The organism is Streptomyces sp. SudanB25_2051 (assembly GCF_964272635.1).
Taxonomy (GTDB): Bacteria; Actinomycetota; Actinomycetes; order Streptomycetales; family Streptomycetaceae; genus Streptomyces.
Genome location: NZ_OZ186787.1, coordinates 4,216,662 through 4,237,665 on the forward strand (window position 1 = coordinate 4,216,662; position 21,004 = coordinate 4,237,665).

At 74.0% G+C, this 21,004-nt stretch carries 20 protein-coding genes and 1 pseudogene; 10 read left to right on the forward strand and 11 right to left on the reverse strand.

Annotated elements, in window-relative coordinates; all coding sequences use genetic code 11:
- Positions 1 to 27 precede the first annotated feature (27 nt).
- Together ACSUPT_RS19090 and ACSUPT_RS19095 are read right to left on the reverse strand one after the other, a co-directional pair.
- Positions 28 to 246: an acyl-CoA carboxylase epsilon subunit gene (locus ACSUPT_RS19090; protein WP_436945074.1), complete on the reverse strand. Its 219-nt coding sequence runs from the start codon at positions 244 to 246 to the stop codon at positions 28 to 30.
- Between the two features lie 9 nt (positions 247 to 255).
- On the reverse strand, positions 256 to 1,845 hold the full coding sequence (locus ACSUPT_RS19095) for an acyl-CoA carboxylase subunit beta (RefSeq protein WP_351963494.1): 1,590 nt from the start codon (positions 1,843 to 1,845) through the stop codon (positions 256 to 258).
- A gap of 119 nt (positions 1,846 to 1,964) precedes the next feature.
- Between ACSUPT_RS19095 and ACSUPT_RS19100 the strand changes: the two genes are divergently transcribed.
- The 5 genes and pseudogenes from ACSUPT_RS19100 (at position 1,965) to hutH (ending at position 7,897) form a co-directional block, all read left to right on the forward strand.
- The gene (locus ACSUPT_RS19100) at positions 1,965 to 2,828 is read left to right on the forward strand and encodes a biotin--[acetyl-CoA-carboxylase] ligase (protein WP_351963495.1); all 864 of its coding nucleotides are present in this window, start codon (positions 1,965 to 1,967) and stop codon (positions 2,826 to 2,828) included.
- 162 nt (positions 2,829 to 2,990) lie between these two features.
- A complete protein-coding gene (locus ACSUPT_RS19105) occupies positions 2,991 to 4,130 on the forward strand; it encodes an adenylate/guanylate cyclase domain-containing protein (RefSeq protein ID WP_023586834.1) in 1,140 nt (379 codons plus the stop codon).
- A 36-nt stretch (positions 4,131 to 4,166) separates the two neighbouring features.
- Positions 4,167 to 4,982 carry an enoyl-CoA hydratase/isomerase family protein gene (locus tag ACSUPT_RS19110; RefSeq protein WP_361654926.1) on the forward strand — a complete coding sequence of 272 codons (816 nt, stop codon included), beginning with the start codon at positions 4,167 to 4,169 and terminating at the stop codon, positions 4,980 to 4,982.
- 83 nt (positions 4,983 to 5,065) lie between these two features.
- Positions 5,066 to 6,246: pseudogene (locus tag ACSUPT_RS19115) on the forward strand (diguanylate cyclase domain-containing protein).
- Between the two features lie 109 nt (positions 6,247 to 6,355).
- A complete protein-coding gene (gene hutH / locus ACSUPT_RS19120; protein ID WP_403498881.1) occupies positions 6,356 to 7,897 on the forward strand; it encodes a histidine ammonia-lyase in 1,542 nt (513 codons plus the stop codon).
- 100 nt (positions 7,898 to 7,997) lie between these two features.
- Here hutH and ACSUPT_RS19125 read toward each other — a convergent pair whose 3' ends face one another.
- Positions 7,998 to 8,321: a hypothetical protein gene (locus ACSUPT_RS19125; protein ID WP_351963498.1), complete on the reverse strand. Its 324-nt coding sequence runs from the start codon at positions 8,319 to 8,321 to the stop codon at positions 7,998 to 8,000.
- A gap of 106 nt (positions 8,322 to 8,427) precedes the next feature.
- Here ACSUPT_RS19125 and ACSUPT_RS19130 point away from each other — a divergent pair, with 106 nt between their 5' ends.
- The 3 genes from ACSUPT_RS19130 (at position 8,428) to ACSUPT_RS19140 (ending at position 10,900) form a co-directional block, all read left to right on the forward strand.
- The gene (locus tag ACSUPT_RS19130) at positions 8,428 to 8,802 is read left to right on the forward strand and encodes a hypothetical protein (RefSeq protein ID WP_399216933.1); all 375 of its coding nucleotides are present in this window, start codon (positions 8,428 to 8,430) and stop codon (positions 8,800 to 8,802) included.
- Positions 8,803 to 8,993: 191 nt separating this feature from the next.
- Entirely contained in the window at positions 8,994 to 10,268 is a 1,275-nt protein-coding gene (locus ACSUPT_RS19135) for a L,D-transpeptidase (RefSeq protein WP_351963500.1), read from the forward strand.
- A 275-nt stretch (positions 10,269 to 10,543) separates the two neighbouring features.
- A complete protein-coding gene (locus ACSUPT_RS19140; protein WP_351963501.1) occupies positions 10,544 to 10,900 on the forward strand; it encodes a DUF1330 domain-containing protein in 357 nt (118 codons plus the stop codon).
- A 16-nt stretch (positions 10,901 to 10,916) separates the two neighbouring features.
- Here the strand turns inward: ACSUPT_RS19140 and msrA are convergent, their stop codons facing one another.
- The 5 genes from msrA to ACSUPT_RS19165 form a co-directional block, all read right to left on the reverse strand.
- Positions 10,917 to 11,582 (reverse strand): peptide-methionine (S)-S-oxide reductase MsrA, encoded by a 666-nt coding sequence (gene msrA, locus ACSUPT_RS19145; protein ID WP_351963502.1) that lies wholly within the window; start codon positions 11,580 to 11,582, stop codon positions 10,917 to 10,919.
- A 62-nt stretch (positions 11,583 to 11,644) separates the two neighbouring features.
- Complete coding sequence (locus ACSUPT_RS19150; RefSeq protein WP_399216932.1) at positions 11,645 to 12,730, reverse strand: hypothetical protein; 1,086 nt, start codon at positions 12,728 to 12,730, stop codon at positions 11,645 to 11,647.
- A complete protein-coding gene (locus ACSUPT_RS19155) occupies positions 12,727 to 13,863 on the reverse strand; it encodes a hypothetical protein (RefSeq protein ID WP_365728112.1) in 1,137 nt (378 codons plus the stop codon). The genes ACSUPT_RS19150 and ACSUPT_RS19155 overlap by 4 nt, the downstream gene beginning before the upstream one ends.
- A gap of 66 nt (positions 13,864 to 13,929) precedes the next feature.
- On the reverse strand, positions 13,930 to 15,522 hold the full coding sequence (locus ACSUPT_RS19160) for a M48 family metalloprotease (protein ID WP_436945076.1): 1,593 nt from the start codon (positions 15,520 to 15,522) through the stop codon (positions 13,930 to 13,932).
- Positions 15,523 to 15,751: 229 nt separating this feature from the next.
- Positions 15,752 to 16,858 carry a hypothetical protein gene (locus tag ACSUPT_RS19165; protein ID WP_351963551.1) on the reverse strand — a complete coding sequence of 369 codons (1,107 nt, stop codon included), beginning with the start codon at positions 16,856 to 16,858 and terminating at the stop codon, positions 15,752 to 15,754.
- A gap of 163 nt (positions 16,859 to 17,021) precedes the next feature.
- Between ACSUPT_RS19165 and ACSUPT_RS19170 the strand changes: the two genes are divergently transcribed.
- Positions 17,022 to 18,176: a cystathionine gamma-synthase gene (locus ACSUPT_RS19170; RefSeq protein WP_351963506.1), complete on the forward strand. Its 1,155-nt coding sequence runs from the start codon at positions 17,022 to 17,024 to the stop codon at positions 18,174 to 18,176.
- Between the two features lie 10 nt (positions 18,177 to 18,186).
- Here the strand turns inward: ACSUPT_RS19170 and ACSUPT_RS19175 are convergent, their stop codons facing one another.
- The 3 genes from ACSUPT_RS19175 to ACSUPT_RS19185 all read right to left on the reverse strand — a co-directional run bounded on the left by ACSUPT_RS19175 (position 18,187) and on the right by ACSUPT_RS19185 (position 19,543).
- Positions 18,187 to 18,444, reverse strand: coding sequence for a hypothetical protein (locus ACSUPT_RS19175; RefSeq protein ID WP_403498839.1), 258 nt, complete (start codon positions 18,442 to 18,444; stop codon positions 18,187 to 18,189).
- Entirely contained in the window at positions 18,441 to 18,905 is a 465-nt protein-coding gene (locus tag ACSUPT_RS19180) for a sigma factor-like helix-turn-helix DNA-binding protein (protein WP_361654948.1), read from the reverse strand. The genes ACSUPT_RS19175 and ACSUPT_RS19180 overlap by 4 nt, the downstream gene beginning before the upstream one ends.
- Positions 18,906 to 19,030: 125 nt before the next feature.
- The gene (locus ACSUPT_RS19185; protein WP_361654951.1) at positions 19,031 to 19,543 is read right to left on the reverse strand and encodes a MarR family winged helix-turn-helix transcriptional regulator; all 513 of its coding nucleotides are present in this window, start codon (positions 19,541 to 19,543) and stop codon (positions 19,031 to 19,033) included.
- Positions 19,544 to 19,665: 122 nt separating this feature from the next.
- Between ACSUPT_RS19185 and ilvA the strand changes: the two genes are divergently transcribed.
- Entirely contained in the window at positions 19,666 to 20,895 is a 1,230-nt protein-coding gene (ilvA, locus tag ACSUPT_RS19190; RefSeq protein WP_351963510.1) for a threonine ammonia-lyase, read from the forward strand.
- The last annotated feature ends 109 nt before the right edge of the window (positions 20,896 to 21,004 follow it).

The window sequence follows — 21,004 nt, forward strand, 5'->3', positions numbered from 1 at the left end:
GGGACCCGCCCGTCCGTCACCACGCCGCTACGCCGGCCAGTAGCTCCGCGTCCAGGAGCGCGGACCCGGGGACGGGGGCAGCCCCCGGGTGATGCGCGTGGGCGCGGACCAGGCCTCCGGGGTGCGGGGGGACGCGCTGGCCGCACCGGCCGCCGCCGCCGTCGCCGCGGCGGCGCGCGCCCGGACCACCGCCAGTGCGGCGGCCAGCTCCTCGGGGGTCGGGTTGCCCCGTACGACCTTGATCATCGAGGCTCCTCACAGGGGGATGTTGCCGTGCTTCTTCGGGGGCAGGTTTTCCCGCTTCGTACGCAGCTGACGCAGCCCGCGCACGATCTGCGCCCGCGTCTCGGACGGCATGATCACCGCGTCGATGTAGCCGCGCTCCGCCGCCGTGTACGGGTTGAGCAGCGTGTCCTCGTACTCCTGGATCAGCTGGGCGCGCAGCGCCTCGCGCTCGTCGTCGGGGGCGGCGGCGATGGCGCGGCGGTGCAGGATGTTCACCGCGCCCTGCGCGCCCATGACGGCGATCTGCGCGGTCGGCCAGGCCAGGTTCAGGTCCGCGCCCAAGTGCTTGGAGCCCATCACGTCGTACGCGCCGCCGAACGCCTTGCGGGTGATGACCGTGATCAGCGGGACGGTCGCCTCCGCGTAGGCGTAGATGAGCTTCGCGCCGCGCCGGATGATGCCGCCGTACTCCTGGTCCACGCCGGGCAGGAAGCCCGGCACGTCCACGAAGGTCAGGACCGGGATGTTGAACGCGTCGCAGGTGCGCACGAAGCGCGCCGCCTTCTCGCTGGCGTTGATGTCGAGGCAGCCCGCGAACTGCATCGGCTGGTTGGCGACGATGCCCACCGGGAAGCCCTCGACGCGGCCGAAGCCGGTGACGATGTTCGGCGCGAACATGCCCTGCGTCTCCAGGAACTCGCCGTCGTCCAGCACGTGTTCGATGACCGTGTGGATGTCGTACGGCTGGTTCGCGGAGTCCGGGACGAGCGTGTCGAGCTCGCGGTCGTCGTCGGTGAGGGCGAGGTCCGCCTCCTCCGGGAACGCCGGCGGCTCCGAGAGGTTGTTGGACGGCAGGTAGGACAGCAGCGACTTCACGTAGTCGATGGCGTCCTTCTCGTCCGCGGCCATGTGGTGCGCCACGCCCGAGGTGGTGTTGTGGGTGCGGGCGCCGCCCAGCTCCTCGAAGCCGACGTCCTCGCCGGTCACCGTCTTGATGACGTCGGGCCCGGTGATGAACATGTGGGACGTCTGGTCCACCATCACCGTGAAGTCGGTGATCGCGGGGGAGTACACCGCGCCGCCCGCGCAGGGGCCGACGACCAGGCTGATCTGCGGGATCACACCCGACGCGTGGGTGTTGCGGCGGAAGATCTCGCCGTACATGCCGAGCGCGCTGACGCCCTCCTGGATGCGGGCGCCGCCGGAGTCGTTGATGCCGATCACCGGGCAGCCGGTCTTCAGCGCGAAGTCCATCACCTTGATGATCTTCTGGCCGAAGGTCTCGCCCAGCGCCCCGCCGAAGACGGTGAAGTCCTGCGAGAACACCGCGACCGGGCGGCCGTCGACCGTGCCGTAGCCGGTGACGACGCCGTCGCCGTACGGGCGGTTCTTCTCCAGGCCGAAGTTGGTGGACCGGTGCCTCGCGAACTCGTCCAGTTCGACGAAGGAGTCCTCGTCCAGCAGGAGGGCGATCCGCTCGCGGGCCGTGAGCTTGCCCTTGGCGTGCTGCTTCTCGACGGCACGCTCGGAACCCGCGTGCGTCGCCTCCTCGATACGGCGCTGCAGATCCGCGAGCTTCCCCGCGGTCGTGTGAATGTCGATCTCTTGACGCTCGGACATCGGGATGCGGCTCCCTGCCTGGTCAGGTGTGGTCACGGGCTCGTTGGCTACTGGCCCGTAGCGTATCGGCGGCGATGCCGTTCGGCAGTGCGGTGTTTGCCACACCTAGGCTGGGTTGCATGACGCCCTCTCATGGTCAAGGAACCGGCCCGGCGAGCCGCTGGAGCGACCTCGAACGGCCCCCGCTGGCCGCCCCCGCGCTGCGCCGCGCGCTGCTGCGGCCGGGTGCGCTGTGGACGTCCATCGATGTCGTGCCCCGTACCGGCTCCACCAACACCGACCTGGCCGCCCGCGCCGCCGAACTCCCCGAGGGCGCCGTCCTGGTGGCCGAGGAGCAGACCGCGGGGCGGGGCCGGCTGGACCGCGCCTGGTCGGCGCCCGCGCGGTCGGGGCTGTTCTTCTCGGTGCTCCTCAAGCCGGACGTGCCGGCGCAGCGCCTGGCGTGGCTGCCGCTGCTGACCGGCGTCGCCGTCGCGACCGGCCTGGCGAGGTCGGCGGGCGTCGACACGGCGCTGAAGTGGCCGAACGACCTGCTCGTGACGGTCGGCGGGGAGGAGCGCAAGGCCGGCGGCATCCTCGCCGAGCGGGCCGGGGACCACGGGATCGTCGTCGGCGTCGGCCTCAACGTCACGCTCCGCGCCGACGAGCTCCCCGTGCCGACGGCCGGGTCGCTGGCCCTCGCCGACGCGGTGTGCACCGACCGCGACCCGCTGCTGCGGGCCGTGCTCCGGTCGGTCGAGGAGTGGTACGGCCGCTGGACCGCCGCGGCGGGCGACCCGGCCGCCTCCGGGCTTCAGGAGGCGTACGCGGCCGGGTGCGCCACGCTCGGCAGGACCGTACGGGCGGAGCTGCCGGGCGACCGGACGCTCACCGGGCGGGCCGCCGCCGTCGACGGGGACGGGCGGCTCGTCGTGGCCCTCCCGGACGGCGGGCGCGAGGCGGTCGGCGCGGGCGACATCGTCCATCTGCGTCCGGTGGACTGAACGCTCCGGCTCTCCGGGACGTGAGCTAGGGCACACCTGCCGTATCGTTGAGGCGATCCGCCGGCCGGGTTCGCCGAGGTGGTCGACAAGGGGGTCGACGCGGCGGGTCAGCGACAGAACGGCAGGCAGGGCAGTGCGTACGGATCGGGCAGGAGGCGGCCGGTGACCGTCGACGGCGAGAACGCGGGCGAACCGGAATACCCCACCCCCCACCATGTCGTCGATCACACGGCGGAACCGACCGACAACCCCCTCGCCATCCGCCTGGAGCAGCTGATCCTGGGCGCCGAGCGGCGCTACACCCCCTTCCAGGCGGCCCGCACGGCCGGGGTCTCGATGGACCTCGCCGCCCGCTTCTGGCGGGCCATGGGCTTCCCGGACATCGGGCAGGCCAAGGCGCTGACCGAGGCGGACGTGCTGGCGCTGCGCCGGCTGGCCGGTCTGGTCGAGGCGGGGCTGCTGAGCGAGCCGATGGCCGTGCAGGTCGCCCGGTCCACGGGGCAGACGACGGCGCGGCTCGCGGAGTGGCAGATCGACTCGTTCCTGGAGGGCCTGACCGAGCCGCCCGAGCCGGGCATGACCCGCACCGAGGTCACGTATCCGCTGGTGGAGCTGCTGCTGCCGGAGCTCCAGGAGTTCCTGGTGTACGTGTGGCGCAGGCAGCTGGCCGCGGCGACCGGGCGGGTCGTGCAGGCCGGGGACGACGAGGAGATGGTGGACCGGCGGCTGGCCGTGGGCTTCGCGGACCTGGTCGGCTTCACCCGGCTCACCCGGCGCCTGGAGGAGGAGGAGCTCGGCGAGCTGGTCGAGACCTTCGAGACGACCTGCGCCGACCTGGTCGCCGCGCACGGCGGGCGGCTGATCAAGACGCTGGGCGACGAGGTGCTGTTCGCCGCCGACGACGCCGGGACGGCCGCGGAGATCTCGCTGCGCCTCATCGAGACGCTGAAGGAGGACGCGACGATGCCCGCGCTGCGCGTCGGCATCGCCTTCGGCACGGTCACCACCCGGATGGGTGATGTGTTCGGTACGACGGTGAACCTGGCGAGCCGGCTCACCTCGATAGCGCCCAAGAACGCGGTCCTGGTGGACGGGGCCTTCGCCGAGGACCTGACCCGCACGGGCGAGGCGCCCGTGTCGGAGGCGCAGGCGGCGGAGGAGGCGGCCCGCGCGGAGAAGGAGGGCGCGACCCCGCCCTCGTACCGCTTCGCGCTGCAGCCGATGTGGCAGCGGCCCGTGCGCGGCCTCGGCGTCATCGAGCCCTGGATGCTGTCGCGGCGGGAGCCTAAGATCCCCGGGTAGACGAATGAACGGTCGTTAACCGGGAGGGTGGGCGCCATGTCCGAGCAGCAGACTCAGGAGCGGTCCGAGGAGCGGTACGGGGAGTTCGTCGCCGTACGCCGGCACGGGTACGTGGCGGAACTGGTCCTCGACCGCCCCAAGGCGATGAACGCCGTGTCCACGGAGATGGCCCGCTCCATCGCGGCCGCCTGCGACGCGCTGGCCGCCGACCGCGACGCCCGCGTCACCGTCCTGACCTCCTCGAACGACCGCGCATTCTGCGTGGGCGCCGACCTGAAGGAGCGCAACTCCTTCACGGACGCCGACCTGATGCGCCAGCGCCCCACCGCACGCGCCGCGTACACGGGCGTGCTGGAGCTGCCGATGCCGACCATCGCGGCCGTGCGCGGCTTCGCCCTGGGCGGCGGCTTCGAGCTGGCCCTCTCCTGCGACCTGATCGTCGCCGACGCGACGGCGGTCGTCGGGCTGCCCGAGGTGTCCGTGGGGGTCATCCCCGGCGGCGGCGGTACGCAGCTGCTGCCGCGCCGGGTCGGGGCGGCGCGCGCGGCGGAGCTGGTGTTCACCGCCCGCCGGGTGCCGGCGGCGGAGGCGGCCGGGCTGGGCCTGGTGGACGAGCTCGTGGAGGACGACGCGCGCGGTGCCGCGCTGGAGCTGGCCGGGCGCATCGCGGCGAACTCGCCGGTGGGCCTGCGCGCCGCGAAGCGGGCCATGCGGCTGGGCCACGGCCTCGACCTGCGGGCGGGCCTGGAGGTGGAGGACGGCGCGTGGCGGTCCGTCGCGTTCTCCGGGGACCGGCGCGAGGGCGTCGCGGCGTTCAACGAGAAGCGCGCGCCGCGCTGGCCGGGCGAGTAGGCGCCGTACACACGTGCGGTCACCTGGCGTAACGATTCGCCGCAGGTGGGTTGAAAGTGCCGATTCCTTCCTAAGCTAAGGGAATGGGTGAGGATGTCCGGCTGCGGGCCGTGGTGGCGCTGGCGCAGGGGATGGCCGCGGCGCACACTCCGCGGGAGTGCTGGCGGGCCGCGGCCCTCGGCGCGTGCGAGGCGCTCGGCGGCACGTTCGCCGCGCTCTCGGTCTGGGAGCGGGACCTCGGCCGGCTGAGGGTGCTGGTCAACGCGGGGGAGCGGGCGCCGGCGAGGAGGAGTTCCCCGAGGCCGAGGCGTACCCGGTGCACCAGTTCTCGGAGATCACCGAGTTCCTGCACGAGCGGTGGGCGGGCGGCGGGGAGCCCGACGCGTGGGTGGAGACGGCCGACGGTTGGCCCGTCGAACCGGGGCGCGGGTACCACCAGGCGGGTGCCCCTCCCGGCCGGGCGGAGCCGGGCTCCTGGGGGAGGGTGGCCGCGCTGCGGCGGCGAGGGCGCGGCTGCTGTGTGATCGCGCCGATCGTGCTGCACGGCCGGGCGTGGGGCGAGCTGTACGTCGCCCGCCCGGTCGGGGCGCCCGTCTTCGACCGGGCCGACGCCGACTTCGCGACGGTCCTCGCCTCGGTCGTCGCGGCGGGGCTGGCGCAGACCGAGCGCCTGGAGGAGGTCCGCAAGCTGGCCTTCACCGACCCGCTGACCGGGCTCGCCAACCGCAGGGCCGTCGACACCCGGCTGGACGAGGCGGTGGACCGCTTCCTCACCGACGGCTCGGTGGTGAGCCTGGTCGTCTGCGACCTGAACGGGCTCAAGGACGTCAACGACACCCACGGGCACGCCGTCGGCGACCGGCTCCTGGAGCGGTTCGGCTCGGTGCTGTCGTGCGCCGGGGCGCGGCTGCCGGGTGCGCTGGCGGCCCGGCTGGGCGGTGACGAGTTCTGCCTCGTGTCGGTCGGGCCCGAGGCGGACGAGGTGGTCGCGGTCGCCGACGAACTGTGCGTACGCGCCGGTGAGCTGGAGTTCGGGGAGGGCGTCGCCTGCGGAGTGGCGTCGACGGGGGACCCGATCGGGCCGGTGCGCTCGGCGCGGCGGCTGTTCCGGCTCGCGGACGCGGCGCAGTACCGGGCGAAGGCGGCGCGCTCGCCGAAGCCGGTCGTGGCGGGCCGGGACGGCGCGGTCGTACGGCTCGCGGACGCGCCGCCGACCGCCTCGCGCGACCGGCGCAGGTTCCGCGACGCCCCTCCGGAGGCGTGAGTTCCGGCGGTGCGGGGCGCCGCCCGCGGCCGTCACGCACGGTAAGGGTCGGTGGCGCGATGGGGTAGTGACATGTTGCGATTCAATCCGTAGGCTGCTGAATATGGATATGCACACTGTCGTGGTGGGGACGTCCGGTACCACCGCCGCCGACGTCATCGCCGTCGCCCGCGGCAACGCCCGCGTCGAGCTCTCCCAGGAGGCCCTCGACGCCCTCGCCCGCGCCCGGGAGACCGTGGACGCCCTCGCCGCCAAGCCCGAGCCGGTGTACGGCGTGTCGACCGGGTTCGGGGCGCTCGCCACGCGGCACATCGGTACGGAGCTGCGCGCCCAGCTCCAGCGCAACATCGTCCGCTCGCACGCCGCCGGCATGGGCCCGCGCGTCGAGCGCGAGGTGGTCCGCGCCCTGATGTTCCTGCGCCTGAAGACCGTCGCGTCCGGCCACACCGGTGTCCGCCCGCACGTCGCGCAGACCATGGCCGACCTCCTCAACGCGGGCATCACCCCCGTCGTCCACGAGTACGGCTCGCTCGGCTGCTCCGGCGACCTCGCGCCGCTCTCCCACTGCGCGCTCGCCCTCATGGGCGAAGGCGAGGCGGAGGGCCCCGACGGCACGGTGCGCCCCGCCGGCGAACTGCTCGCCGAGTACGGCATCGCCCCCGTCGAACTGCGCGAGAAGGAGGGCCTGGCGCTCCTCAACGGCACCGACGGCATGCTCGGCATGCTGATCATGGCCCTCGCCGACCTGGAGCAGCTGTACAAGACCGCCGACGTCACCGCGGCCCTCACCCTGGAGGCGCTGCTCGGCACGGACAAGGTCCTGCGGCCCGAACTGCACGCCATCCGCCCGCACCCCGGCCAGGGCGCCGCCGCCGCGAACATGCTCGCCGTCCTGGAGGGCTCCGGGCTGGTCGGCCACTTCCAGGCCGACGAGGCCCCGCGCGTGCAGGACGCCTACTCGGTGCGCTGCGCCCCGCAGGTCGCGGGCGCCGGACGCGACACGATGGCCCACGCCCGGCTCGTCGCCGAGCGGGAGCTGGCCGCCGCCGTCGACAACCCGGTCGTCCTGCCCGACGGCCGCGTGGAGTCCAACGGCAACTTCCACGGCGCCCCCGTCGCGTACGTGCTGGACTTCCTCGCCGTCGCCGCCGCCGACCTGGCCTCCATCGCCGAGCGCCGCACCGACCGGCTCCTCGACAAGAACCGCAGCCACGGCCTGCCGCCGTTCCTCGCCGACGACGCCGGCGTCGACTCGGGCCTGATGATCGCCCAGTACACGCAGGCCGCGCTGGTCAGCGAGATGAAGCGGCTCGCCGTCCCCGCCTCCGCCGACTCCATCCCGTCGTCCGCCATGCAGGAGGACCACGTCTCCATGGGCTGGTCGGCGGCGCGCAAGCTGCGCACCGCGATCGGCAACCTGAACCGGGTCCTCGCCGTGGAGCTGTACGCGGCGACGCGCGCGATCGAACTGCGCCACGGGCTCACCCCGGCGCCCGCCTCCCGCGCGGTCATCGACGCCCTGCGCGCGGCGGGCGTGCAGGGCCCGGGCCCGGACCGGTTCCTCGCGCCCGACCTGGAGGCGGCGGACGCCTTCGTACGGGACGGCGGGGTCGTCGCGGCCGTCGAGCCCGTGACGGGCCCGCTGGCGTAAGGGGCACGGGCCCGCGGGCTGCGGACCGGCCCGCGGGCCCGTCCGCAGCCGCAGCCCGCGGAGCCGCCCGCGCGGGCGGCATCCCACCGGGGCGTACGCGTCAGAACGGCGCGTGCGCCCCGCGGCGTATCGCGAAGGCCACCAGGCCGATGCCGACGGCGAGGAACGCCGTGCCGCCCAGGACGTACGGCGTGGTGTCGACGCCCGCGCCCGTGTCGGCGAGCCGCAGCTCCTGCCCGGCCCCGTCCCGCGGCAGCGCCCGGCCCTCGCCGCCGGTCCCGGCATGGAGCGCCGTGACGGCCTGGCGGGACCCGCCGGCGGCCGGTTCCTCGACGGTGGCGTTCGCCGAGGGGACGAACCACAGAGCACCGAGCAGCGTCCCGGCGGCGGTGGCGGTCAGCAGAGGTCGGCGTGCGACGGACACAGATTCAGATCCCCTTGCGGAATCGAGAATTGGGTGTTGCGCCGATGCTAGTGAACACAGCGGGTCGCGGAAAAGCCGGGGCCGGAAGCGCCTTACGCTCCGTCATATGAGCGCTTCTGAGACCTCACGGTATGTACGACTTCGGGTGGACCTGGTGCTGGAGGTGACCGAGCGGGACGAGCTGACCGACGCCGCTCTGCGACGGATCGAGGACGACGAGTTCATGCCCGAGGAGGAGCGCGCGCACGCCGCCACCGCCGTCCGCGAGGACGAAGCGGAAGCCCTCGCGTACCTGGTCGAGCCCTTCCAGCTGATCGGCGAGGTGCCCGGCGTCGAACTGGTCCAAGCGTCCTGGAGCAGCGAGCGCGCCGACTACGACCCGGACGTCGACGCGTGGCACCTCGACGACGAGGACCTGGAGGACGAGGCGGAGGACGGGGACGGGGAAGAGGACGCCGGGCGGACGGGCCGGGACGTCTGAGCCGGATATGTGACACCCTTCAGGGCCCCGGGTATGCGCACGGCTGTGCGCGTGTCCGGGGCCGCCCCATACCGGGAACCGGACGCCGCGTCCGTGCGTCGGTCAGTGGTGTTCCCCACACCCTGTACCGATGCGGAACCGGAGGGGGTCTCATGGGTGTTATGGGGAGTGTTGGCAGGGATTCCATGACGATGGAGAAGCGTGTGATGACGGACGGTAAGCGGCGCAGAGGCCTGGTGGCCGCGTCCGCACTGCTCAGCGGTGTGCTGGTGCTCACGGGCTGCAACAGCGGCGACGAGGCCGATGCCGCCAACGGCAGCAGTGAGAGTCCGAACAGCTCGCAGGCCCAGGTCGACGAGGCGGCCGCGGAGAAGACCTCGCAGGCCCGAATAACGATCTCCCCGAAGAACGGCGCGATCAACGCGTCGATCAACAACGACGCCAAGGTCACGGTCGCCGACGGCACGCTGACCTCGGTCACGATGACGTCCGGCGAGGGCGCGGCGGTCGAGGGCAAGATCTCCGCCGACGGCAAGAGCTGGCAGCCGTCCGGACCGCTGAAGCGCGCGACCACCTACAAGATCGCCGTGACGGCGAAGGACTCCGAGGGCCGCGAGGCCCATGAGAACTCGTCGTTCACCACCGTCTCGCAGGCGAACAGCTTCATCGGCAACTTCACGCCCGAGGACGGCTCCACCGTCGGCGTCGGCATGCCGGTGTCGATCAACTTCAACAAGCCGATCACCGACAAGAAGGCCGTCCAGGCCGGCATCGAGGTGTCGTCGTCCAGCGGCCAGGAGGTCGTCGGGCACTGGTTCAACTCCCAGCGCATCGACTTCCGCCCCGAGCAGTACTGGGCCGAGGGCTCCACGGTCACGCTCAAGCTGAAGCTCGACGGCGTCGAGGGCGCGGACGGCGTCTACGGCGTCCAGCAGAAGACCGTCACCTTCAAGATCGGCCGCAACCAGGTCTCCACCGTCGACGTCGCGAAGAAGACCATGACGGTCCAGCGCAACGGCAAGACGGTCAAGACGATCCCGATCTCCGCAGGCTCCCCGGAGACCCCGACCTACAACGGTCAGATGGTGATCTCCGAGAAGTTCAAGGAGACCCGGATGAACGGCGCCACCGTCGGCTTCACGGACGACGACGGCAAGGGCGAGTACGACATCAAGGACGTCCCGCACGCCATGCGGCTCTCCACGTCCGGGACGTTCATCCACGGCAACTACTGGGGCGCCGACTCCGTCTTCGGCAACGTCAACACCAGCCACGGCTGCGTGGGCCTCAACGACGTCAAGGGCGCGGGCGACCCGAACCAGCCGGCCGCCTGGTTCTACAACAACTCGCTGATCGGCGACGTCGTCGTGGTCAAGAACTCCAAGGACAAGACCATCCAGCCCGACAACGGCCTCAACGGCTGGAACATGAGCTGGGCCGACTGGAAGGCCGGCTCGGCCCTCTGATCCGGCCCCCGGTACAGGAAGGCGGCGGCGCCCCCGCGAGGGAGCGCCGCCGCCTTGTGCGTATCCGGCCTTGCGGGGAGTCGGCCGCGCGCGTGCCCGGTCTCGCGGGGGAGTCGGCACCCTGTGCCTGTGCGGCCTCCGCCCACCCGGCCCTGCGCGGGGTCGGCCGCCCGGCGCGCCGGGCCGTCGAAACGCCTCGCGCGCCACGTCCGAATGGGGCAGGCTGGGGGTCAACAGGCCCCGGACCAGGGGCCGTTCACCCTAGGAGGCGCCCCGTGCCCGCGTACGCCATCGCCAATCTGCGGCCCCAGGAGACCCTGCACGACGAGGTCCTCACCTACATCGAACGCGTCCAGTCCACCCTGGACCCGTTCGGTGGCCGCTTCCTGGTGCACGGGGCGCCGGAGCGGGAGGTCCTGGAGGGCGAGTGGCCGGAGTCCCCGGTGATCATCGTCTTCCCGTCCATGGAGCGCGCCCGCCGCTGGTACGAGTCCGAGGACTACCAGGCCCTGCTCCCGCTGCGCACCCGGCACATGCAGGGCGACCTCCTCCTGATCGACGGCGTCGCGGAGGGCTACGACCCGGCGAAGACCGCCGCGGCCATCCGCGCGGCGCAGTCGTCCGGGTCCTGAAGCAGGGCCCGGAGGGTCAGCCGTCGGCCGGGGCCACGCCGATCGGGCAGGAGACGCCCGTGCCGCCGATGCCGCAGTAGCCCGCCGGGTTCTTGTCCAGGTACTGCTGGTGGTACGGCTCCGCCGGGTAGAACGGGCGGTCGGCGGCCGGGAGCAGCTCCGTGGTGATCGTGCCGTACCCCGAGGACGCCAGGACCCGCTGGTACGCCTCGCGGGACGCCCGTGCCGCCGCCTCCTGGGCGGGCGTGTGGGTGTAGACGGCCGAGCGGTACTGGGTGCCCACGTCATTGCCCTGGCGGTAGCCCTGGGTGGGGTCGTGGGCCTCCCAGAAGACCTTCAGCAGCCGCTCGTACGACACCTCCGCCGGGTCGTACACCACCCGCACGACCTCCGTGTGGCCGGTGAGGCCCGAGCAGACCTCCTCGTACGACGGGTTCGGCGTGTACCCGCCCTGGTAGCCGACGAGGGTCGTCCACACGCCCGGCGTCTGCCAGAACTTGCGCTCCGCGCCCCAGAAGCAGCCCAGCCCGAAGTCCGCGACCTCCAGCCCCTCCGGGTACGGGCCCAGCAGCGGGGTGCCCAGGACCGTGTGCCGGTCGGGCAGGGCGAACTCCGGCTCGGGGCGGCCCTTCAGCGCCTGCTCGGGCAGCGGCATCTCGGGCGTACGGCGGTACTGGAACATGACGGGTCTCCTCCGGAAGGGGGGCTCTGGAGGAGAACGCCCCGGGCCCCCCGGAGGATTCCTCAGCGGCCGCGCGCCCCGCGCACCGCCTTGTCCCGCCAGTGGCAGTAGACCGCCGCCGGGTCCCCGTAGTACGTCCACGGGAACGCGGCCACGTACCCGTCCACCAGCCGGAACTGCTCCAGCGCCGCCTCGAAGCGGCCCTGGCGGGTCAGGAAGTACGCCAGGCAGTGCCGCGCGCCCGGCAGGTCGGGGTGGTCGGGCGGGGCCGCCGCCACGTCCGCGAGCGCCGCGTCCACCAGCGCCACCAGCTCCGGCGTCCGGTGGTCACGCGCCTTCGCCTTGTCGCCGTGGTGCTCCCACCAGGCCAGCAGCGGCAGCGTCCGCAGCAGCGTGCCGAGCGGGGCCGAGGCCGCCGCCACCTGGGCGAACCGCGTCGCCAGCTCCTCGGAGCCGTGCCACTTGGCGCACCAGTACTGGAGGGCCGAATGATGCCCGCCGGGGTGGTGCGGCGCCCGGTCGGTGATCTCCTGCCAGACGCGGTGCATCTTCTTGTGCGGGTAGTTCAGCCCGCGTGCGGTGCGCAGCTCGACGACATACGGGGTGGGGTCCTCCGGAGCCAGTTCCGCCGCCCGCGCGATCTGGTCGCGTGAGCGGGGCAGCACGTCGAAGAAGCCCGCGAGCCGCCGCCCGGACGTGTCCGCCGCCCTCCTCGTGCCGCGCAGCAGCCACGCACGGGAGACCGTGGAGGAGGCCCGCACCAGGGCCGCGTCCGGGTCCTGCGGCCGGGCGGCCTCCCACGCGTCGAGCCACCCGCCGACGCGGCGCGCGGCCGCCTCGCCCAGCGCGTGGGTGTGCGCGAAGCGGCGCGGCCAGTCTTGGCGCTCCCGTGTCGCGGCCATCAGCCGGGCCGCCGGCTCCCAGTCGTCCCGCGCCGACGCGGCCACGAGCGCCCGCTCCAGCTCGGGATCCGGGGCGGGCAGCCTCTTGTTCTGCCGCGACGCGGGCAGCAGGCCCAGCGCCCGCGCCGCGCGCTCCGACTTCGTGGCGCGCCGCGGCACCGGGTCGCCCGTACTCGACCGGTACATGGCCACGACCACCGCGACGGCGACGGCGAACACCAGCATCTTGAAGACGTCAGAGCTCACGCGGCGGCCTCCGGGCCGGCGGCGGGACCGGCGTTCACGGCCGACTCGTCGCGCATCCGGCAGAACTCGCCCGCCGGGTCGCCCCGGTACCGCCACGGCAGCGCGCCCACATACCCGTCCACCAGCCGGAACTGCTCCAGCGCGGGCTCCCAGCGCTCCTGGAGGTACAGGTAGTACGCGAGGAGGTGCCGCACCTCCGCGAGGCGCGGGTGGTCCGGGTCGGCGGCGGCCGCGTCGGCCAGCGCCGCGTCCACGGCGGCGTACATCTCCGGGGTGCGGTCCACGTCCGCCGAGTCCGACTCGTCGTGCTCGAAGTGCGCGATCAGCGGGAAGACCTTCATCAGCGTGCCCGGAGGCGCCGAGGCGGCCGCCTTCACCGCGAACGCCCGCGCCAGGTCCTCGGAGCCGCGCCACTTCGAGCACCAGTACTGGAGCGCCGAGAAGTGCGCCTCGTAGTGGTGCGGGGCCCGGTCGGTGATGTCCTTCCAGATCCGGTGCATCTCCTCGTGCGGGTAGCCGAGGCCGATGGCCGTCCAGATCTCGCCCACGTACGGCGACGGGTCGCCCGGCACGGCCAGCTCGGCCGCCCGCGCGTGCTCGTGCCGGGTGCGGGCCAGCGTGCGGTGGAAGCCCTCGAACTGCTCGCTCGTCGTGTACTGGGCGCGCTTCGCGCCGCGCACCTTCCACGCCAGGAACACCGAGCTGCGGGCCCGCAGCAGCGCCGCCCCCGGATCGTCGGGGCGGGCCCCCTCCCAGGCGGTCAGCCACGCGTCGGTCTCGGCGGCCACGTCGGCGAGCTTCTCCACGTAGGCGGTGCGCCGCTCCCAGTCGCGGTCGGCGGCGGTCCGGTCCATCAGCGCGGCGGCCGGCTCCCAGTCGCCCGCACGGGCCGCGGCGACGGCCACGGTCAGGGCCTGCGGCTCGGGCGCGGCCAGCTTGGTGTGCTGCCGCTCGGGCGGGAGCAGGCCGAGCGCGGCGACGCGTTCGGCGGCCTTCGCGGCGGTCTCCTCGGCCTCGGGGTCGGAGCGCCAGCCTTCGATGGCGCCCTCGATGATCGCCTTGAGGAAGTACACACCGGCCACCAGGACGATGAGGGCGACGGGGGTCAGGACGACCCAGAGCAGGATTTTCACAGGTGGGGCCTCGGGGGTGAGTGGAATGGGGGCGTACGAGGGCGGGGCCGGGGCCGCGCCCGTACGTCAGACCGTCGCGAGCAGCTGCCGCAGCGGGGCCGTGTCCGGCCGGTCGGCGACCGCGGCGTCGAGCGCGGCCGGCAGCTCGTCGTCGTAACCGGGCGGCATGCGCAGGCTCGCCGCGTCGGACCAGGACATCTCCCAGCGGGCCGTGCCGCGCGCGATCAGCTCGCCCGCGACCAGCCGGGCCAGGCCACCGCGCAGCACCGGGCGGGCGAACTCGCGGGCCGCGCGGCCCTTCGCTGCCGCGGCCTCCTCCGACTTGGGCAGCCGGTCCGCGATCTCCCAGCCCACGCCCAGGTCCAGGGCGTTCAGCAGCGCGTCGAGCGTCCCGTCGGCGCCGGTCACCTCGGCGGTGGCCCGGCGCAGCGGCTCGGCCTCCCGCGCGAAGAACTCCGTCATCGACAGGTGCACCAGCTCGGGCCAGTCCACGCGGCGCAGCCGCAGCGCGTCCGGGGGGAGCGCCGACTGCTCCACGGCGACCATCGCCGTACCGGGGTCGGCCAGCAGCCCCAGCGCGGGCACCGCGGGCTCGGACGCGCGGCCGTCGTCGGGCAGGGCCTCCAGGCGGGCGACGCGCTCGGCGATCGGCGGGTGCGAGTCGTACGGGGACGCCGGCTCGTCCGGCAGGTTCCGGCGCAGCTCCGCCAGTTCGCCGGCGCGCGCGGCCAGCAGGTGCCGGACGCCGCCGAACACCTCGCCGGGCGGCGGGAGCAGCCCGGCCCCGACGCCGATGGTGGCGTACTCGTCGAGGTAGAAGCCGTGCGCCGAGTCCAGTACGGGGATCTCGCGCAGCGCGGACACGGCCGCGTCCCGGCCCGCGATGCGGGCGGCGGCCAGGTCGGCGGCCAGCTCCTGGCGGCGGGAGCCGGCCAGCGTGGCGCGCAGGTAGAAGTGGCCGTACGCCCGGTACACCTTCGCCATGGCCCGGTAGGTGAGGCCGACGCCGGTCGTGTCGACCTCCTTGGCCTTCTTGCCCTTGGCGAGCTTCTTCCGGTTCTTCTTCTCCTGCCGGGCGCGCTCCTTGGCGACCTTGCTGCCGGCGCGCTCCTCGAAGTGGGCGATGGTCCGGGCGACCTGGACGCGGCCGCGGACGGTGAGCGCGGCGAGGCGGGTGTCGGAGTTGGCGTAGTGACCCATCTCGTGGGCGAGCACGGCGCGGAGCTGCGCCTCCGTCAGCCCGGTCATCAGCGGGAGGCCCAGGTAGAGGCGGCGGGTGCCCCCGATGAGGCCCATGAGGCGGGCGTCCTCGCTGACGGCCGCGTTCATGTCGGCGGTCAGCCGGATCTCGTCGGGCGCGCGGGTGCCGACCTCGGCGGCCAGCTCGCGGACGGCCTGCCACAGGCGCGGTTCCTGCTCGGGCGTGACGAGGACGCCGTGCGCGCCGTCCTCCCGGGGGGTGCGCAGCATGAACATGCCCCGCACGACCGGTATCGCGAGCAGCACGCTCACCACGTACAGCTTCACGGCGACGCCGCTGGGCGCCCAGACGGCGGCGGCCCAGTCGAGACCGGCCAGGACGGCGAGCATGACGACGCCGAGCAGATAGAAGCCGGCGAGCAGGAGCAGGGCGCGCAGCGCGCGCACGGAAGCGCCCATCGGGCAGAGTCCCCCCACGGGTTGGAAAGAGGCATGACAAAGAGGCGTGGGGGGAAGCGGAGTATCACCCACCGGCGGCGCGGGTCGCAACTGTGTTCTAGCGTGACGGCTCACCGCGCCTGAGGCCGCTTACCGCGCCAGGCTGCTCACCGCGCCCGCGGCGGCTCACCGCGCCCGGAGGCGCGATGAGCCGGGAGTCAGCGCGGCAGCGTCGCCGGGCCGCCGGGAATCACCTCGGCAGCGTCGCCGGGCTGCCGCCGTTCGCCTCGTAGCCGGCCACCGCCAGCGCCCGGTAGAGCGCGTACTGCGCCGCCGGGTCCTCGCTCATCGTCCACGGCAGCGCACCGACGTGCCCGTCGACGTGCACGATCTGCGCCATGGCCTCGCTCCAGCGCTCCGCGCCCACCAGGAAGTGGATCAGCAGATGGCGTACGTGCGCCAGCATCGGGTCGTCCGGGCGGGCCGAGTGCACCGCGTACAGCGCGCCCTCCATCGCCCGCGACACGACCTGCGTCCCGTAGAAGTCCCGGACCATCGTCAGGTCGTCGACGTGCTCCCACACGGCGAACAGCGGCAGCGCCGCCAGCAGCGAGCCCTGCGGCGCCCGGGCGGCGGCGGACTGGGCGAACCGGTCGGCGTCCGCGCGGGAGCCGTGCCACTTCTCGCACCAGTAGTGCAGCGCCGCGATGTGCGCCCCCATGTGCTGCGGGTTGCGGTCCATGACCTTCGCCCAGACCTGGTCGAACGCCTCGTGCGAGTAGCCCAGGCCGCGCGCGACGGCCAGCTCCGCGATGTACGGCACGGGGTCGCCCGGAGCCAGCAGCGCGGCCTCCTCGCACACCGCGCGGGCCTCCTCCAGGATGATGCGGAACTCGTCGGTGCCGACCTTCGCCGTCCGCCACGCCTGCTGCACCAGGAACTCGGCGTGCACAGCCGCGCCGCCCGCGTCCTTCGGCGCCTCGGCCCGCCAGGCCCGCAGCCACGCGCCGCCCTCCCCGGGCCGCTGCGCCAGCTCCAGCGACGCGGCGCCCGCGAACGCCTGCACGCGCTGCCAGCGCACCTCGCCCTCCTTGGGCGTGCCGGCCAGCAGCTGCGACGCGGCCCGCCAGTCCTGGGTGCGCTGGACGACGTCGAGCACCTCCATCAGGTCCTCGTCCGGTCCGGGCATGCGCACGTCCAGCAGTTCCTGCCGTACGAAGCCGTAGGCGAGCGGGTCGGCGGCGTCGGGCGCGCCGGGCTCGGCCAGGCGGATACCGCCGGAGCGGCGGCGCAGCAGCCAGGGCGCGACGACCGCGGCGATCAGGCCGACGGCGATCAGGAACCAGAGAAATTCCACCATGGGCCCATTGTCCCGGACCGGACACGCGTCGAAGCCCCCAGGCCCCGCCGCCCCGGTGCGGCCCCCGGACGCGGCGCTCCCCGCCCTTCGTCCGCGCCGGGCGGGGCGGCTGCGCGGCTTCCGTACGCGCCGGGCGCCCGCGCCGCACTACCCTCGCACCATGAGCGACGAGCACACCCACCAGAACTTCGAGACCCGCGCCATCCACGCGGGCAACACCGCCGACCCGCTGACCGGCGCGGTCGTCCCGCCCATCTACCAGGTGTCCACCTACAAGCAGGACGGTGTGGGCGGGCTGCGCGGCGGCTACGAGTACAGCCGCAGCGCCAACCCGACCCGTACGGCGCTGGAGGAGAACCTCGCGGCGCTGGAGGGCGGCCGCCGCGGCCTCGCCTTCGCGTCGGGCCTCGCCGCCGAGGACTGCCTGCTGCGCGCGCTGCTCGTACCCGGCGACCACGTGGTGATCCCGAACGACGCGTACGGCGGCACGTTCCGGCTGTTCGCGAAGGTCGCCTCGCGCTGGGGCGTCGAGTGGTCGGTCGCCGACACCTCCGACCCGGCGGCCGTGCGGGCCGCGCTGACCGACCGTACGAAGGCGATCTGGGTCGAGACGCCGTCGAACCCGCTGCTCGGTATCACCGACATCGCGGCCCTCGCCGACGTGGCCCGCACGGCCGGTGTGAAGCTGGTCGTCGACAACACCTTCGCCTCCCCCTACCTCCAGCAGCCGCTCGCGCTCGGCGCGGACGTCGTCGTGCACTCCCTCACCAAGTACATGGGCGGCCACTCCGACGTGGTCGGCGGCGCGCTGATCACCGCCGACGAGGCGCTCGGCGAGGAGCTGGCGTACCACCAGAACGCCATGGGCGCGGTGGCCGGCCCGTTCGACTCCTGGATCGTGCTGCGCGGCATCAAGACCCTCGCCGTCCGCATGGACCGGCACTGCGCCAACGCCGAGCGCGTCGCGCAGATGCTCACCGAGCACCCGAAGGTGACGCAGGTCCTCTACCCGGGCCTGCCGGAGCACCCGGGCCACGAGGTCGCCGCCAAGCAGATGCGGGGCTTCGGCGGCATGGTGTCGTTCCGCGTCGCGGGCGGCGAGGAGGCGGCCGTCGCCGTGTGCGACCGGGCGAAGCTGTTCACGCTCGGCGAGTCGCTGGGCGGCGTCGAGTCGCTGATCGAGCACCCCGGCCGGATGACCCACGCCAGCGCCGCCGGCTCCGCGCTGGAGGTGCCGGGCGATCTGGTCCGGCTGTCCGTCGGCATCGAGAACGTCGAGGACCTCCTCGCCGACCTGCGCCAGGCGCTCGGCTGACCCGGCGGGCTCACCACGGCTCCAGGGGCGGCGTCGTCCTCATGGGCGGCGCCGCCCACGGCTCCACCGCGTACGCCCACACGGCGAACGCCACGGCCCCCGCGGCCAGCAGCAGCCACAGCGCCCGCCTCCGCCACCGATGCCGCCGCCGGACGCGCGCCCCGTACGCCAGGACGCGGGCCGGCAGGTCCCGCGGCACGCGCGGCCGGGCCGCCCCGGCGAGCAGCCGGACGACCTCCCGCTCCTTGTGGTCGTGCCGGGCGCTCACGCCGCGGCCCCCTCGCGCGGGGCAGGTGCGGTCGCGGGCGCGGGCCCGCTGCGCAGGGCGCCCACGCCCCGCCGGCACAGCTCCCGCACCCGCTCCTCGGACAGGCCCATCAGCGCGGCGGCCTGCTCCTCGTACAGCCCCTCGTACAGCAGCAGCACCACGGCGAGCCGCTCACGCGGGGCGAGCCCGGACAGCGGGCCGCCGCGCCCCCGCCGGAAACGCCGGGCCCCGCGCGCGAACCGCACTGCCAGCTCGCGGCGGGCGTGCACATACGGGTCGTCGCCGCGCAGCCGGTCCCAGTGGGCGTACGTCGCGCCGAGCGCGGCCGTCAGCAGCCGCTCGGCGCGCGGGTTGGCACCGGGCGGCTGCGCGGGCTCGCCCGTCAGGAGCGTCGCGACGTGCAGCAGCCGCCCCGCCGCACCCGCCACGAACGCGGCGAACCCCGAGTCGTCTGCGGCCACGTCCTCATCTGACGGCAGCCGCGCGGCCCGGTCAAGACTCCTGACACAAGCCGGCCGGGCCCGCCCGCCACGGGGCGGCCGAAGGCGCCGGCGCGGTCCCGTCCCGGGGCGCCGGCGCGGTCCTCTCAGGAGCCGTGCGCCGGCTCCGGGTCGACCGGCTGGAGTCCCAACTGCCGGGCGGAGAGCGCCGAGTTGAAGCGGGTGAGCAGCGTGCAGAACGCCTCCCGCTCGTCCGGCGTCCAGCCCTCCGTGACCCGTGCCATCAGATCGCGGCGGGAGCAGCGCACCTCCTCCAGGCGCGCCTGCCCGCGCGGAGACAGCTGGAGGACGACCGCGCGGCCGTCCTCCGGGTGCGAAGTGCGCTTCACCAGACCGGTGTCGACGAGCGGAGCGACCTGGCGGGTCACCGTGGACGAGTCGATGCCCATCCCGGCCGCCAGCGCCTTCACGCCCATCGGCCCTTCCTGGTCGAGCCGGTTGAGCAGCAGGTACGCGGCCCGGTCCATCGAGTTGCGGAGCTGACCGGTCCCGCCGAGGCGGGTCTGCTCGGCCCGCCGGGCGAAGACGGCCACCTGGTGCTGGAGGGCATCGAGGAGACCGGAGTCGAGATCAGTCGTCATGTCCTGGGAAGTGGGCATGGCTGGGGGCTCTCTCGTGCGGTGGTCGGGTTCGGTGGGGGACAGAGTACGCGGAGTGCCGCCCGTCCGTACCGGGGCTGCACGAACCCGTTGCCGACTTCGCGGCCTGCCAGACTGCTGCCATGAGCTTCCGCACCTTTCGCCCCGCTCGATCCGTCATGCTGGACGACATCAGGGGCGCCCAGAAGATGCTGTCAGGCGTCGCGCGGATGACCGCGCTGGAGGGGAGCCGTCACCTCTCCGGGCTGGTCGGCGCCCCCGTCCACCTCAAGTGCGAGAACCTCCAGAGGACCGGATCGTTCAAGCTGCGCGGCGCGTACGTGCGGATCTCCGGGCTGCGCCCCGAGGAGCGGGCGGCCGGGGTGGTCGCCGCGTCGGCCGGCAACCACGCGCAGGGCGTGGCGCTGGCGTCCTCGCTGCTGGGGGTGCGCTCCACGGTGTTCATGCCGGTCGGCGCCCCGCTGCCGAAGGTCGCCGCGACCCGCGAGTACGGCGCCGACGTGCGGCTGCGCGGCCACGTCGTGGACGAGACGCTCGCGGCGGCGCAGACGTACGCGCGGGACACGGGAGCCGTGTTCATCCACCCCTTCGACCACCCCGACGTCATCGCGGGGCAGGGCACGGTCGGCCTGGAGATCCTGGAGCAGTGCCCCGAGGTGCGGACCGTCGTGGTCGGCATGGGCGGCGGCGGCCTGGCGGCGGGCATCGGCGTCGCCGTGAAGGCGCTGCGGCCCGATGTGAAGGTGATCGGCGTGCAGGCGGCGGCGGCCGCCGCGTATCCGAGGTCGCTGGCGGCGGGGCGGCCCGTGGCGGTGGACTGCGGGCCCACCATGGCGGACGGGATCACGGTCGGCAGGCCCGGCGACGTACCGTTCGAGCTCGTCCGGGAGGTCGTGGACGAGGTGCGCACGGTGTCCGAGGACGCCCTGTCGTCGGCGCTGCTGCTGTGCCTGGAGCGGGCCAAGCTGGTGGTCGAGCCGGCGGGCGCGAGCCCGGTCGCCGCGCTGCTGTCGGACCCGGAGTCGTTCGAGGGGCCGGTGGTGGCCGTGCTGTCGGGCGGCAACATCGACCCGCTGGTCCTGCAGCGGGTGCTGCGGCACGGCATGGCGGCGGCCGGCCGGTACCTGAGCCTGCGGCTGCGCCTCACGGACCGGCCGGGGGCGCTGGCGAACCTGCTGGGCGTCCTGACGGTGGTGGACGCCAACGTCCTGGACGTCGGCCATGTCCGGACCGACCCGCGCCTGGGCCTGACGGAGGTCGAGGTGGAACTGCACCTGGAGACCAAGGGCCGCGAGCACTGCGCGGACGTCCTGCGCGCGCTGGCGGAGGCCGGCTACACGGTCCTGGACTGAGCCCGGGGCGCGGCGGGGCCCGGGTCGGGCCGGCTGGTCGGCGGACGGGGCGGGCGGGTCGGTCGGCGGTCGGGGCGGGGCCGGGCGTGCCGTCCGGCGGTCGGCGGGC

Coding starts and splice junctions, on each gene's coding strand:
- ACSUPT_RS19090 (WP_436945074.1), bottom strand. CDS start 246: ATGATCAAGGTCGTACGGGGCAACCCGACCCCCGAGGAGCTGGCCGCC.
- ACSUPT_RS19095 (WP_351963494.1), bottom strand. CDS start 1,845: ATGTCCGAGCGTCAAGAGATCGACATTCACACGACCGCGGGGAAGCTC.
- ACSUPT_RS19100 (WP_351963495.1), top strand. CDS start 1,965: ATGACGCCCTCTCATGGTCAAGGAACCGGCCCGGCGAGCCGCTGGAGC.
- ACSUPT_RS19110 (WP_361654926.1), top strand. CDS start 4,167: ATGTCCGAGCAGCAGACTCAGGAGCGGTCCGAGGAGCGGTACGGGGAG.
- hutH (WP_403498881.1), top strand. CDS start 6,356: ATGCACACTGTCGTGGTGGGGACGTCCGGTACCACCGCCGCCGACGTC.
- ACSUPT_RS19130 (WP_399216933.1), top strand. CDS start 8,428: ATGAGCGCTTCTGAGACCTCACGGTATGTACGACTTCGGGTGGACCTG.
- ACSUPT_RS19135 (WP_351963500.1), top strand. CDS start 8,994: ATGGAGAAGCGTGTGATGACGGACGGTAAGCGGCGCAGAGGCCTGGTG.
- msrA (WP_351963502.1), bottom strand. CDS start 11,582: ATGTTCCAGTACCGCCGTACGCCCGAGATGCCGCTGCCCGAGCAGGCG.
- ACSUPT_RS19160 (WP_436945076.1), bottom strand. CDS start 15,522: ATGGGCGCTTCCGTGCGCGCGCTGCGCGCCCTGCTCCTGCTCGCCGGC.
- ACSUPT_RS19170 (WP_351963506.1), top strand. CDS start 17,022: ATGAGCGACGAGCACACCCACCAGAACTTCGAGACCCGCGCCATCCAC.
- ACSUPT_RS19185 (WP_361654951.1), bottom strand. CDS start 19,543: ATGCCCACTTCCCAGGACATGACGACTGATCTCGACTCCGGTCTCCTC.
- ilvA (WP_351963510.1), top strand. CDS start 19,666: ATGAGCTTCCGCACCTTTCGCCCCGCTCGATCCGTCATGCTGGACGAC.